Genomic DNA, 12,328 nt, shown 5'->3' on the forward strand with positions numbered 1-12,328 from the left:
CACTCAATTCCAGGCCACCACCAGCAGCCCCGCCCCCAGGACCACGCACAGCGGCGAATAGAACAGGGTGTCCAGCCGGGCGAACCGGGACCCGCTGACCTCCTTGAAGAACCCCACCAGGTTCGAGTCGCCGATGGCCCGGGCGAACATCAGCAAGGCCATCGCGCTGATCACCCATTGCAGCGCCGGGTGGCTCACCGTCGGCAGGTACAGGCCCACCCGCAGGCACACCAGCATCGCGATCAGCAGCAGGCCCACCGCCACCAGCAAGGTGGCGAACCCCGAGGGCTTGAACGCCGGCTCCAGCTCGCCCGGCCTCCTGCCCGGCACCTGGGGAATCGCCGCGTCGCTGCCACGCTTGCCGCCGGCGGCCCAGTACAGGTGGATCAGGCTGATCAGCAGGAAGGCTCCCGCCATCCCTTGCGCGATCAAAACATTCATGTGCAAACGTCCATGGCAAAAAAATGTCGCTGAAGAATGGACCCACCCGCACGTTTTTGTAAGTACGTTCGTCGCCTGCGATGGTAAAGTGCCGCCCCATGAAATTAGCCCGAACCGATCGCTCGCTCGTTGCCTGGATGCTCTATTGCTGCGTCCTGTTCAACGTGTTCGCCTGCAGCATCGGCCACGGGCAAATGGTCGGCCAGCAGCTCAACGGGATCGGCGGCCAGTTCTGTACGGTGGACCCGCGCACCCAGGCGCCGGCCTCCTCCACTCCTGTCGATGAATCGCTGCCGACCCTGTCCAAGGCCTTCGGTTGCCCACTGTGCTCCACCGGCGGCATGGGCCCGGCGTTCAACTCCAGCCTGACCTTGGCGATCCTGCCGCAGCACCACAGCCCACCGCTGGCGCCGCGCGCCACCGCCGACGTCCCCACCCGCTTCACCTGGCCCGCGGCCCACCCGCGCGCGCCGCCCGCCTTCGCCTGAGTCTTTCGTCCTTGTCACCAGCCCGCCCCGTGCCTTAACCCACGGTGTTTGTTCGTGGGCTGCTTCCTAGCCAAGCATTCAGGATCTACCGATGAAACACATTCCCCTGCTGGCCAGCCTGTGCGGCTGCCTGTCCGTCAGCGCCTGGGCGCAATCCAGCGTCGACCTGGCGCCGATCACCATCGACGGCGAGCAACCCGCCGAACCCGGCCTGGCCCTCGACCAGTCCAGCGGCATGGCCTCGCGCCTGGGCCTGAGCGTCCGCGAAACCCCGGCCTCGGTGGCCGTGGCCAACCGCAACGATATCGAGCGGCGCGGCGCGCAGAACTTCCAGGACGCCGCCAACACCCTGCCCGGGGTCAATGCCAGCGCCCCACCGGGGTTCGGCGGTTTTGTCTCGTACCGTGGTTTCAGCAATAGCCAGATCACCCAGATGTTCAACGGCATCAACGTGTCCAGCGGTCTGGCGCGACCGGTGGACGCCTGGATCTATGACCGGGTCGAACTGCTCGGCGGCCCCTCTTCGCTGGTCAACGGCGCCGGCTCCGTGGGTGGTTCGCTGAACTACGTGACCAAGCTGGCCGACCGCCAGGAGCGGGCCATCGAGGGCCGGGTCAGCTACGGCAGCTACGACACCACGCAAACCGCCTTCGGCCTCAACCACGCCCTCAGTGAGGCCAGCGACGAGATGCAGCACTATGCCCGCCTCGACGTCAGCCACAACACCAGCAACGGCTACATCGACCGCCAGGAGCGGGATGCCTGGAGCCTGGCGTTTTCCCTGCTCAGCGACCTGACGCCGAACCTGTCCCACACCCTGGCCGTGGAGTACCAGGACGAACACGAGGACAGCCCGTACTGGGGCACCCCGGTGCTCAACCCCAAGGCCGGCGAGTTGAAGATCGACAAGCACAATCGCTTCAACAACTACAACGTCGAGGACGGCCGCTACGAGCAGCGCACGATCTGGGTGCGCTCGATCGTCGACTACCGGATCAACGACAGCACCCGCCTGCGCAACACCCTCTATCACCTGGACAGCCAGCGCGATTACCGCAACCTGGAAACCTACCAGTACAACGCCGACAACAGCGCGGTGAACCGCTCCACGGCCTATCAGGTGCGGCACCAGGGCGAGCAGGACGGCAACCAGTTCGAACTGCGCCACGACAGCTCGATCTTCGGCCTCGACACCACCTGGTCCGGCGGCTTCGAGTACAAGGTCAACCGCACCACCCACTCGCCACTGAACGTCAAGGCGGCCAACAGCGTCGACCCGAACAACTACCAGCCGGGGCATTTCTACGACCTGCCGGGCACCCGCCAGGGCTTTGTCGCCGACAAGACCAACGAGGTCACCACCCAGGCGCTGTTCGTCGAGAATCGCCTGGCCCTGACCGACCGGCTGACCCTGCTCAGCGGCCTGCGCTACGACCACATCGACCTGGACGTGACCAACCACCGCCAGGTGACGGCGAGCAACCCGCGGCACCTCAAGCGCAGCTGGGAGCCGGTCACCGGCCGGGTCGGCCTGACCTACCAGTTCCTCCCGAGCGCCAACGTCTATGTGCAATACAGCACTGCCGCCGAACAGCCCAACAGCGCCACCCAGGACTTCGATGTCTCCACGGGCAAGCAATGGGAAGTGGGCAGCAAGTTCGATTACCTGGACGGCCGCGGCTCGGCGACCCTGGCGGCCTACCGCATCGAGCGCAAGGACTTTGCGGTGACCGACCCGCTGGACCCGACCCTGAGCATCCCGGTGGGCCAGCAGACCTCCAGGGGCATCGAGGTGGCCAGCTCGCTGCGGGTCACCCCGAAGCTGCTGCTCGAGGGCAACTTCGCCTGGGTCGATGCGCAGTACGACGCGTTCACCGAGAAGAACGCCGCGGGCGTGGTGGTGTCCCGCAAGGGCAATACCCCGACCAACGTGCCGGACCGGGTCGGCAATCTGTGGCTGACCTATGACCTGGCGCCGCAGTGGCAGACCGGGGTGGATGCGCGTTATGTGGCCTCGGTGTACGCCGACACGGCCAACACCCTGACCGTGCCCTCCTACACCCTGTACGGCACCTTCCTGACCTATAAGCTCGACAGCCACACCTCGATCACCGGGCGGGTACGCAACCTGACCAACGAGGTCTACGCCGAGTTCGCCCATGTGTCGCCGGCTTACTACCTGGGTACGCCGCGGACCTTCGAGCTGGCAGTGCAAAGCCGCTTCTAAAGGCATCGCGAGCAAGACGGATCGCCGCCCGCTCGCTCCTACAACGGCCGTATGAACGACACATCCCTTGTAGGAGCGAGGCTTGCCCGCGATAGCGATCTCAGCCTCGCCACAGCGTCTTCAGTCGAGACTGGCGCTGACCTTGTCCGCCACATCCCCGGGCAACCAAGCCCGCCACACGTCCGGATGCGCCTTGAGGAATGCCCGCGCCGCCTCCCGGGGCGGCGTGTGCTTCTCGCTCATCTCGGCCAGGGCCTTGTTCAGCGCTTCGATCGGCAAATCGACCTTGCTAAAGAACTCGGCGATCTGCGGGTACTGCTTCTGGAACGGCGTGGACACGCCAATCGACAGCTTCGAGGCCAGCGAGCGCGTGGGGCGTGGATTGGTGTGCTCGGCGTCGGTCAGGGTTTTCCAGGCCTCGGCATCGAACGGCGGCTCTTCCAGCTGGATCAGCTTGAAGCGGCCGAGCAGCGGGGTCGGCGACCAGTAGTAGAACAGGACCGGCTGGCCGCGACGGATCGATGAAGTGATCTCGGCGTCCAGCGCCGCGCCGGAACCGCTGCGGAAATTCACATAGCTGTCGGTCAGGCCATAGGCCTTGAGCTTCTGCTTGTTCACCACTTCCGAGGTCCAGCCGATGGGGCTGTTGAGAAAACGCCCCTTGCCCGGGCTTTCCGGGTCCTTGAACACGTCCTTGTAGCGTTTGAGGTCCGTGACGCTGCGCAGGCCCGGCGCCAGCGGCTTGATGCCCTTGGCCGGGTCGCCCTTGACCACGTATTCCGGCACCCACCAGCCTTCGGTCGCGCCCTTCACGGTGTCGCCCAGGGCCGCCACCTTGCCCTCGGCCTCGGCCTTGACCCACACCGGGCTGCGTCCGGCCCACTCTTCGCCGATGACCTGGATATCGTTATTGGCCAGCGCGGTTTCCAAGGTGATGGTGGTGCCCGGCAAGGTGTCGGTCGGCAGGCCGTAACCCTTCTCGACGATGGTGCGCAGGATATCGGTGATCAGGCTGCCGCTTTCCCAGTTCAGGTCGGCGAAGTGGATCGGCGCCTGTGCCGGCTGTACCGACGGTGCCGCCGAAGCGCCGGCGGGCGCCAGCAAAATACCCAAGCCAAGCAGCGCGCCGCCCAGCAGTGTCCGCAGTCCTTTCATGCCTGTGCCCCTTTGGCTGTTCACAGCGTTGCAGGATGGTCTTGCGATCGGGGACCGCAAGCCTCTGACTAATTGAGTCATCTGACTGTAGTAGAGGTTCCTGCTTTCGAGGGGACTTCAGTTTTCGCCCTGCTCCTGCAGGCGCTGCAACTCGCGGCGCACCATGCTGGCGTATGCCGCCGGCTGCAGGACATACAGCTGCGAGGCCACCCAGGCCAGCCAGGCGCCTTGCAGCACGGCCTTGCGTTCGAACAGGCGCTGGGCCTCGGCGCGGGCGCGCGCAAGATGCTGCTGGTGGAATTCGGCGCGGCTCACTCGCTGGCCTTGAAGCTCACCAGTTCACCCTTGCGCCATTTGGCGGCCTTGCCGGTCACGGCTTTCAGGGTCTTGGTCAGGCCTTCCTGCAACTGCTGGTTGGCGGCGAATACCGTCACCACGCTGTGGCCTTCCTTGAACAGGATGGCGTGGCCGTCGGCGGTGCTGACAAAGGCGTACTCGCCCAGGCCGTAGACGGCCAGCTTGATCTCGCGAAACCGGATTTCGAACTTGCCGCCCTCACGGCTGGGCAGGACCGCGGCGCGGAAATGGTCGCCGACCTTGAGTTCCAGGCGCGGCTTGTCGTCCACGACCAGCGCCGTCTCGGTATCGATTTCGGCGACGTAAATGCCTTCCGGCGTCTGTTCGGTGATGTAGACGAAACGCGACTGGAACTGTTTGACCAACTTTGCGCGCAAGTCGCCCAGGACGAACAACGCGTGCATATCAAGATTACTGACTGCCAAGGAAAGATCCCCGAAACTGAAAATGACTCTGCCCGCGTAAACGACGGACAGCAGAAAAAGGCGGCCGAACCGGCGCCGTGACTCCACATGAAAACAATCCGAAAAAGCACCACCCGCCAACGCGTAGGCGCAAACACCGGAGCGCCCCTCCCCAGTAAGACCGGAAGGACTACCGGACCGTTTGGCCCGCATCAAGCGCAGAAGAAGTGATTCCAGCTCGCCGAGAAAGCTGCGCACTCACTGTCGATCGGAAAACCTCACGATCCTTTCGTAACCCTTAATGGGACGGGAGTGCTGCAGGTAAACATCAATCTCTGACTGCCGGGGCAATTCTAGAGCAACTTTATGTATTCAGAGCAACCCATGCGTTAGCAAATCGCTGAAAAAACCTCTTTCACCCTGCCGGTCAGCCACTTGCGTGACTTAACTCAGCCATCGACCGGCAACAACTGCCATACTGCCGCGACCTTGAAGCCGGCCACCGGCCAGGCTTCACCAACATAATTTCCAGGGGAAAGTCGGACGTGACGGAATTCGATATAGGCGAGTTTTTCATCCATGGCGAGGCCCGGGATGTCGAGGGCGAGTTCCAGGCCGTGATCGTGATGCGCGCCAAGCCACCGCTGCGCACCGTGCGCTGCCACCAGGTGGAAAAGGACCGCTGGTTCAAGACCGCGGAACTGGCCGAAGCCGCCGCCAAGGACGCCGCCCGCGCCCTCAAGCAGGCCGTCGACCAGGGCGCCCTGAACCTCTGAACGGCAATAAAGGATTGCCGCGCCCGACCGACATATTGGCGAGCCTTCCGATAAAGAGCGCCATGATGATCGACCTCAACCCACCTGCCCGCCTGCCGTCCCTGGCCGAGTTCGCCCTGCCCGGCGCGGCGGCCAGCGAAAGCCCGGCGAGCGATCCGTTTGACCTGCGCACCGCGATCACCCGGGCAACCAATGCCGCGCCCGACGGCGTGCTCGAAGCGAAAAAGAAACGCATCAAGCTGCTGCGCAAACAGATCGAGCAATTGCAGCAACGGCTGCGCAAGGCCAACGAGCGCCTGGCAATGGTGCAAAGCGCCGCCCGGCATCGCACAACCGACGCGCACATGCAGGCATTGTCCGCCGCCCGGGCCCAGGCGCAGGCCGCCAGCAGCGCCTTGTCGATGGCCCAGGTGGCGCTGTTCCAGGCCGAAAGCGCGGTGATCGGCAGCGAGGTCTGAGCCCCCGGCAAGCCAATCGAACTCCTGGTTGCCCGGCACCTCAGATGCAAGACAATGCCCGGATAATCCCTCAGCAAGGAGATCAACATGGACTCGCCGACCCACGACCTCAAAGGGCTGTTCGATCAACTCGGCCTGGACTCCAGCCCCAACGCCATCGACGCGTTCATCGAGCGACATTCACCACTGCCCGCGGACGTGCGGATGATCGACGCCGACTTCTGGACGCCCCGGCAGGCGGCCTTTCTCAAGGAAGAACTGCGCGAAGACGCCGATTGGGCGCGGGTGGTCGACGAGCTCAACCTGCGCCTGCATCAGCGCCGTTAGGCCGAACGGCTGAACACTGGGTGTCCGGCCTTGTCCCGCGCCAGCTGGGCCAGCCAGGACGCCTGGCACTCCAGGGCCTCTTCCCGGCTGGCGAACGGCGCGCCGCGGCGCTCGCCATTGACCAGCACGACCCAGCACACATTCAGCCCGACCGCGCGAAAGGTGGCCGGTACACCGCTACCAATCATCACTGCGACATCGACTTTGCTTTGCATGAGGACTTCTCCTGGTAACTAGTTAGCTAGCTAACAATGTCGCTCATACTAATGAGTTCCAATGCTGGGAAAAAGCCATCTCTGGCACAGCTTCGTTGCAGGGCCGGTAACAATGACCGGCCCTTGTCCAGGCTCAACCGCGCGCGGCCACGGCGGCCTGCTCCGGTTTGTAGCCCAGGCGCAGGCCGCCCCAATGCCGGCCTTTGACCCTGATCGGCACCGACAAATCGTGCATCAGCTCGCCGGTATCGCGGGTGTAGGTTTGCAGCAACAGCGGCTGCTGGTGGCTGCCGCAACGCAGGCCGGTGCGGTCCTCGAACTTGCGCTTGGTGCGGTTGTGCAGGGTATCCACCTGCGGGTCGCCGGTCAGCGGCTGCGAGAACACCTTGTTGTGGGTCGGCACGTAGCCCTGGGGCGTGCAGGCGATGGCGAACACCAGGCCTTCGTGACGCGCCAGCAACGGTTCCTGGATCGCCGGCAACACCTGATCGGCGTAACGGTCGAAGCGGGTCTGGTATTTCACCGGCTGGGTATTGGCGATCGGCTGGTAGCTGCGGTCGAACAGGTCGTCGAGGCTGATGCGGTCGGCCGCAAGATCCGCCTCGAACTGCTCGGCGATGCGCCGGGCGCCTTCCTGGGCCAGGTCGTAGATGCGCTGGTGGTAGTCATCCAGGCCGACCTCAGCCAGGCGTTCGCTGATGATCTCCGCCTGCCCTTCCATCTGCGCCGCCGCCTCGGCCAGGCGGCGGGTCTGCTGGTCGCTCACCGCCAGATCGCCGCGCACCTGCTCCACGGCATGGAACAGGCTGTCCAGTTGCTGGCGGTTGGTCTCGGCGCCGCGGGCGATCTCGCCGACCTGGCTTTCCACTCCGGCCGCCAGCCGGGCGATGTTCTGCAGGTGCTGGCCGGTGGACTCGACCTGCTCGACCCCGGTGTTCAGGTCGCTGGACAGCTGGCGGATCTGCTCCACCACCTGGGCCGTGCGCTGCTGGATATCGCCGACCATCACCCCGACTTCGTCGGTGGCGGTGGCCGTGCGCCCGGCCAGGCCACGCACCTCATCGGCCACCACGGCGAACCCGCGGCCATGCTCGCCGGCCCGCGCCGCCTCGATGGCGGCATTCAGCGCCAGCAGGTTGGTCTGGCTGGCGATCGACTGGATCACCAGCGCCACCCGCTGGATGTCTTCGCTGCGCTGGCTCAGGGCTTCGATCAGTTGCCGGCTGTCGTTGGCGCTTTGGCTGAGACGGTGCATGCGGGTGATCGACTCGCCCAGCACCGCGCTGCCTTCGGCGCTGCTGCGGTGGGCTTCGCTGGCGGCGCTCAGGGCCTGCTGGCTGAGCTGCGCGGCCAGTTGCTCGGTGTGGATCATCGCCTCGGCGCTGCTGACGATGCGCGCCGCCGAGTCCAGTTGCGACTGCACCCGCCCGGCCAGTTGCCGGACCGAATAGGCCACGCCGGCGGCCGACAGCGCGTTATGGCTGGTGCTGCAGGACAGGTCGCGCGTCAGCGCGGCGATCTCGCGGTTATCGACGCTGCTCGCCGGCGCTGCGGCCTTGGACCTGCGCAAGAGCGGCAGCCAGACGATCAGCAGCATCAGCGGCACGGCGAGGTAGAAAGCAAGCAGCCCCTGGGACAGGACGTACAGCTCTAGCAGCAAGGCGCCGCTTTGCAGGGCTGGAACCTGCCAGCGCCGGGTGTTTTGGCCTGTCGGCAGCGGTTGTGCCATGGCAGCCGGCGAAGATCCGTCTTGCGTCATCTGGATTACCCCACGCTTTTCTAATTATTTGGCCTGCATTGAACGCCACTAAAAAGCCATTATCCATGGTCCATTAGTCGCAGCTTTGCAGCAGATCAATAGAAAGGCGCGGGCTTTAAAGACGCCCACAAACGACTCGCGGGCAAGCCGCCGATCCCAGGCGTCTCGACGACCTTGGGATGGGGCTTGCCCGCGAGGGAAAGAAGTCTTGGCGATCAGGCCTGACGCTGGTGCTTGTCGATCTGCTCGTGACGTTCCTGAGCTTCGATACAGTACTTGGTGGTCGGGCTGATCAGCAGGCGTTTCAGGCCGATCGGCTCGCCGCTGTCGTCGCACCAGCCGAAGCTGTCGTCGCTGATACGGCCCAGGGCCTGCTCCAGCTGCGGCAGCATGCGCTGGTCACGGTCGATAGCGTTGACCAGCCAGGTCCGCTCTTCCTCTACGGAGGCCGCGTCGGCAGGGTCGGCCGGGGTGTCCAGGCTCTCAATGGCGATTCGGTTCTGTTCGATGCGCTCGTGGGTTTCGACCTTCATGGCCTGCAACAGCTCAGTGAAAAAAGCCAGCTGCTCGGCGTTCATGTAGTCATCCGCCGGCATGGCCAGCAACTTTTCCTTTGTCATTGATTTCTCTATAAAAAATACGTGCATTAAGGCGAATTAAAGCTGTTTTCCGCGCCCCCTTTCGGGGCATCGGAAAGGCGCCATACATTCCAAGCGCCACCCGGCACTCAATTTACGAGGGGCGGCAGTCTAAGGCCGGTTCGAGGCGTCAGCAACTGAAATGACATCAGATTTGTCTGATAAGCCCTGAAAGCCCGCCAGGGCTGGCTTTGGCGGCGGTTATCGGAGTGCGTTTATAACAAGAAATTCCATCGGCCGGGGTCTTTTAGAAGACAAACGGCAGCGGCAGGCCCGAAAAAAGGCCTGCCGCTGCCGTGGCGCAAGGTGCGCCTGACGCTATAGAGAAGGAATCAACGCTTGAGCTTGCGCTTGTTGCGGTACTGGTCGATGACCACCGCCACCACGATGATCAGGCCCTTGATGATGTCCTGGATATAGGCATCGACGCCGACGAAGGTGAACCCGCTGGCCATCACCCCGAGGATCAGCGCGCCGATCACGGTGCCGGTGATGCGCCCCACGCCGCCGGCCAGGCTGGTGCCCCCGATCACCGCCGCGGCGATGGCGTCCAGTTCATAGGACATGCCCATGCCCGCCTGCCCGGTCGCCGCCCGCGCCGAAGCCACCACCCCGGCCAGCCCCGCCAGCAGCCCGGCGATGCTGTAGACGATCACCAGGTGGCGCTTGACGTTGATCCCCGAGGTCCGAGCCGCCTGCATGTTGCCGCCGATGGCATAGGTGTACTTGCCGTACTTGGTGTAGCGCAGGGCGATATGGAAGATCACCGCCACCACCAGGAAGATGATCACCGGCATGGCGCCGTGGCCGATGGCCGTGTAGGAATCCGAGAGCATGCTGATCGGCTGGCCTTCGGTGTAATAGCGTGCCAGGCCACGCGCCGAGACCATCATGCCGAGGGTGGCGATAAAGGGCGGGATGCCGGTGATGGCAATGATGCTGCCGTTGATCGCCCCCGCCAGCAGCCCTACCCCCAGCCCGGCCACCACCGGAATCCACACCGGCAGGTCGGTCAGCGACGGAAACACCGCGCGGGTGAAGTCCGAGGTCTGCGCCAGGCTGGCGGCGATCATCGCCGACAACGCCAGCACCGAGCCGGACGACAGGTCGATGCCGGTGGTGATGATCACCTGGGTCACGCCGATGGCCAGCAGGCCGATGATCGACACCTGCAGGATCATCAGCACCAGGCGCTGGGAATTCATCAGGAAGCTCTGGTCGCGCACGATCCAGCCGAACAGTTCGAACACCAGGCCGATGCCGATCAGCACCAGGAAGATGCTCAGCTCGGTGGGCAGGCGTCGGCGCGTTCTGGCTGGCGCCGCCGCGGGTTTGTTTTCCAGTATCGCGTTCATAAGCCTTCACCTTCTTCTTGTATGGCCGGCGGCGAACACACCTCGCCGATGGCCTTGATACATTTACCGGCTAGTGGACCAGGGACATCCCGGAAGCCAGTTGCATGACCTTCTCCTGGGTCGCTTCGCCGCGGTCGAGGGTGCCCATCAGCTCGCCCTCGTGCATGACCATCACCCGGTCGCTCATGCCCAGTACTTCCGGCAGCTCCGAAGAAATCATGATCACCGCCATGCCTTCGCCGGCGAGGTAGGCGATCAGCCGGTAGATCTCGGCCTTGGCGCCGACGTCGATGCCGCGGGTCGGCTCGTCAAGGATCAGCACCCGCGGGTTGGTCATCAGCCAACGGGCGAGCAAGGCCTTCTGCTGGTTGCCGCCGGACAGGGTGTCGATGCACTGCTCCAGGGACGGGGTCTTGACCCGCAGCTTCTTGCACATGTCTTCGCACAGGGCGCGCAGGGCCTTCTGCTGGATGAAACCGTTGCCGGCATAGTGCGGCAGCACCGCCATCTCCATGTTTTCCAGGACCGACAGGCAGGGAAACAGGCCGCTGAGCTTGCGGTCCTCGGTCAACAGGGCAAACCCCTTCTCTATCGCCATGTGCGGATCGCTGATGCGCACCGGCTGGCCGTCGAGGCGGATCTCGCCACCGTCGCTGGGGGTGATGCCGAAAATCGTCTCGGCCACGTTGGTGCGGCCCGAGCCCATCAGCCCGGCGATGCCAAGGATCTCCCCGGCGTGCAGGTCGAAGGACACGCCCTCGAACACCCCGTCCAGGCGCAGGTCGCGCACCGACATCAGCAGCTCGCCTATGGGCTTCTCGCGCACCGGGAACAGCTGGCTCAGTTCGCGGCCGACCATCATCGAGATCAGGCTGTCGCCGTCCATGCTGTCGGCCCGTTGCAGGCCGATGTAGGCGCCGTCGCGGAACACCGCCACTTCATCGGCGATGGCGAACACTTCGTTCATCTTGTGGGTGATATAGATGATGCCCTTACCCTGGGCCTTGAGGTCGGCGATGATCGAGAACAGGTGCGCCACCTCTTTCTCGGTAATGGCCGAAGTCGGTTCGTCCATGATCAGGATGTCGGAGTCGTAGGACACCGCCTTGGCGATCTCCACCATCTGCCGCTCGGCGATGCTCAGGTTGCCCACCTGTTCCTCGGGGTCGAGGTTGATGCGCAGGCGCTCCAGCAGCAGCGCGGTACAGCGGTGCATCTCGCGGTGATCGACCATGTGCAGGCCGTTGAGCTGCTCGCGGCCGATCCAGATGTTCTCGGCGATGCTCATGTGCGGCATCAGGTTGAGTTCCTGGTGGATCATCGCGATCCCCGCCTGCAAGGCCGCCAGCGGCGTCTCGAAATTCACCCGCTGGCCCTTGAGGCGCAGCTCGCCGGCGTCCGGCTGGTAGATCCCGGCGATGATTTTCATCAGGGTCGACTTGCCCGCGCCGTTCTCCCCCATCAGCGCCAGCACCGTGCCGGGACGCACCCGCAGCTGCACATCGGACAGAGCGACAACCCCGGGGAAACCCTTGCTGACGTTGATGACTTCCAGCAGGTAAGGCTGCTGCTCGGACACAGACTGGGCAGACTGAGCGGCGGGCTGCGCAGCCGCCGTCGGGATGCTCGAAGCAGTCGCTGAAGCGAACATGATCAGGTACTCCATCCGCGGGGCAGCTGGGCCACCCCGCCGGCTTATGGTTGTTGTGGAACGGGCGGGCTCTTTTG

The 12,328-nt window shown here is 64.4% G+C and carries 14 protein-coding genes; 5 read left to right on the forward strand and 9 right to left on the reverse strand.

Annotated elements, in window-relative coordinates:
* Positions 1–3: 3 nt before the first annotated feature.
* Positions 4–441 (reverse strand): DUF3995 domain-containing protein, encoded by a 438-nt coding sequence (locus CRO75_RS12815; protein ID WP_062825509.1) that lies wholly within the window; start codon positions 439–441, stop codon positions 4–6.
* Positions 442–539: 98 nt separating this feature from the next.
* On the opposite strand from CRO75_RS12815, the gene CRO75_RS12820 reads away from it, so the two are divergent.
* Complete coding sequence (locus tag CRO75_RS12820; protein WP_097135740.1) at positions 540–929, forward strand: DUF2946 domain-containing protein; 390 nt, start codon at positions 540–542, stop codon at positions 927–929.
* Between the two features lie 91 nt (positions 930–1,020).
* Positions 1,021–3,156 carry a TonB-dependent receptor gene (locus CRO75_RS12825; RefSeq protein WP_097135742.1) on the forward strand — a complete coding sequence of 712 codons (2,136 nt, stop codon included), beginning with the start codon at positions 1,021–1,023 and terminating at the stop codon, positions 3,154–3,156.
* 120 nt (positions 3,157–3,276) lie between these two features.
* Here the strand turns inward: CRO75_RS12825 and CRO75_RS12830 are convergent, their stop codons facing one another.
* The 3 genes from CRO75_RS12830 to CRO75_RS12840 form a co-directional block, all read right to left on the reverse strand.
* Positions 3,277–4,311 carry an ABC transporter substrate-binding protein gene (locus tag CRO75_RS12830; protein ID WP_097135744.1) on the reverse strand — a complete coding sequence of 345 codons (1,035 nt, stop codon included), beginning with the start codon at positions 4,309–4,311 and terminating at the stop codon, positions 3,277–3,279.
* 117 nt (positions 4,312–4,428) lie between these two features.
* A complete protein-coding gene (locus CRO75_RS12835; RefSeq protein ID WP_007923649.1) occupies positions 4,429–4,626 on the reverse strand; it encodes a hypothetical protein in 198 nt (65 codons plus the stop codon).
* Entirely contained in the window at positions 4,623–5,072 is a 450-nt protein-coding gene (locus CRO75_RS12840) for a hypothetical protein (RefSeq protein WP_007923648.1), read from the reverse strand. The genes CRO75_RS12835 and CRO75_RS12840 overlap by 4 nt, the downstream gene beginning before the upstream one ends.
* A gap of 545 nt (positions 5,073–5,617) precedes the next feature.
* On the opposite strand from CRO75_RS12840, the gene CRO75_RS12845 reads away from it, so the two are divergent.
* The 3 genes from CRO75_RS12845 (at position 5,618) to CRO75_RS12855 (ending at position 6,633) form a co-directional block, all read left to right on the forward strand.
* Positions 5,618–5,848, forward strand: coding sequence for a hypothetical protein (locus CRO75_RS12845; RefSeq protein ID WP_007923647.1), 231 nt, complete (start codon positions 5,618–5,620; stop codon positions 5,846–5,848).
* 65 nt (positions 5,849–5,913) lie between these two features.
* Positions 5,914–6,306: a hypothetical protein gene (locus CRO75_RS12850; protein ID WP_175534807.1), complete on the forward strand. Its 393-nt coding sequence runs from the start codon at positions 5,914–5,916 to the stop codon at positions 6,304–6,306.
* A gap of 87 nt (positions 6,307–6,393) precedes the next feature.
* Entirely contained in the window at positions 6,394–6,633 is a 240-nt protein-coding gene (locus CRO75_RS12855) for a DUF2789 domain-containing protein (RefSeq protein ID WP_097135746.1), read from the forward strand.
* On the opposite strand, the gene CRO75_RS12860 is transcribed toward CRO75_RS12855, so the two are convergent.
* From CRO75_RS12860 to CRO75_RS12880, 5 genes are all read right to left on the reverse strand, one after another.
* A complete protein-coding gene (locus CRO75_RS12860) occupies positions 6,630–6,848 on the reverse strand; it encodes a hypothetical protein (protein WP_009043389.1) in 219 nt (72 codons plus the stop codon). The two genes, CRO75_RS12855 and CRO75_RS12860, sit on opposite strands and share 4 nt — an antisense overlap.
* Positions 6,849–6,981: 133 nt before the next feature.
* On the reverse strand, positions 6,982–8,607 hold the full coding sequence (locus CRO75_RS12865) for a methyl-accepting chemotaxis protein (RefSeq protein WP_097135748.1): 1,626 nt from the start codon (positions 8,605–8,607) through the stop codon (positions 6,982–6,984).
* Between the two features lie 215 nt (positions 8,608–8,822).
* Positions 8,823–9,227 (reverse strand): TraR/DksA C4-type zinc finger protein, encoded by a 405-nt coding sequence (locus CRO75_RS12870; protein ID WP_023968960.1) that lies wholly within the window; start codon positions 9,225–9,227, stop codon positions 8,823–8,825.
* A 350-nt stretch (positions 9,228–9,577) separates the two neighbouring features.
* Positions 9,578–10,600 carry an ABC transporter permease gene (locus CRO75_RS12875; RefSeq protein WP_007923642.1) on the reverse strand — a complete coding sequence of 341 codons (1,023 nt, stop codon included), beginning with the start codon at positions 10,598–10,600 and terminating at the stop codon, positions 9,578–9,580.
* Positions 10,601–10,670: 70 nt separating this feature from the next.
* A complete protein-coding gene (locus CRO75_RS12880) occupies positions 10,671–12,251 on the reverse strand; it encodes a sugar ABC transporter ATP-binding protein (RefSeq protein ID WP_092418580.1) in 1,581 nt (526 codons plus the stop codon).
* Positions 12,252–12,328 lie beyond the last annotated feature (77 nt).

The sequence above is a fragment of the Pseudomonas sp. LAMO17WK12:I10 genome, assembly GCF_900215185.1.
Lineage (GTDB): Bacteria > Pseudomonadota > Gammaproteobacteria > Pseudomonadales > Pseudomonadaceae > Aquipseudomonas > Aquipseudomonas chlororaphis.

Excerpts from the sequence above, each read along its gene's own strand:
- CRO75_RS12865 (WP_097135748.1), bottom strand. The coding sequence starts at position 8,607 with ATGACGCAAGACGGATCTTCGCCGGCTGCCATGGCACAACCGCTGCCG.
- CRO75_RS12875 (WP_007923642.1), bottom strand. The coding sequence starts at position 10,600 with ATGAACGCGATACTGGAAAACAAACCCGCGGCGGCGCCAGCCAGAACG.
- CRO75_RS12840 (WP_007923648.1), bottom strand. The coding sequence starts at position 5,072 with ATGCACGCGTTGTTCGTCCTGGGCGACTTGCGCGCAAAGTTGGTCAAA.
- CRO75_RS12820 (WP_097135740.1), top strand. The coding sequence starts at position 540 with ATGAAATTAGCCCGAACCGATCGCTCGCTCGTTGCCTGGATGCTCTAT.
- CRO75_RS12815 (WP_062825509.1), bottom strand. The coding sequence starts at position 441 with ATGAATGTTTTGATCGCGCAAGGGATGGCGGGAGCCTTCCTGCTGATC.
- CRO75_RS12855 (WP_097135746.1), top strand. The coding sequence starts at position 6,394 with ATGGACTCGCCGACCCACGACCTCAAAGGGCTGTTCGATCAACTCGGC.
- CRO75_RS12870 (WP_023968960.1), bottom strand. The coding sequence starts at position 9,227 with ATGACAAAGGAAAAGTTGCTGGCCATGCCGGCGGATGACTACATGAAC.
- CRO75_RS12850 (WP_175534807.1), top strand. The coding sequence starts at position 5,914 with ATGATCGACCTCAACCCACCTGCCCGCCTGCCGTCCCTGGCCGAGTTC.
- CRO75_RS12860 (WP_009043389.1), bottom strand. The coding sequence starts at position 6,848 with ATGCAAAGCAAAGTCGATGTCGCAGTGATGATTGGTAGCGGTGTACCG.
- CRO75_RS12825 (WP_097135742.1), top strand. The coding sequence starts at position 1,021 with ATGAAACACATTCCCCTGCTGGCCAGCCTGTGCGGCTGCCTGTCCGTC.
- CRO75_RS12880 (WP_092418580.1), bottom strand. The coding sequence starts at position 12,251 with ATGTTCGCTTCAGCGACTGCTTCGAGCATCCCGACGGCGGCTGCGCAG.
- CRO75_RS12830 (WP_097135744.1), bottom strand. The coding sequence starts at position 4,311 with ATGAAAGGACTGCGGACACTGCTGGGCGGCGCGCTGCTTGGCTTGGGT.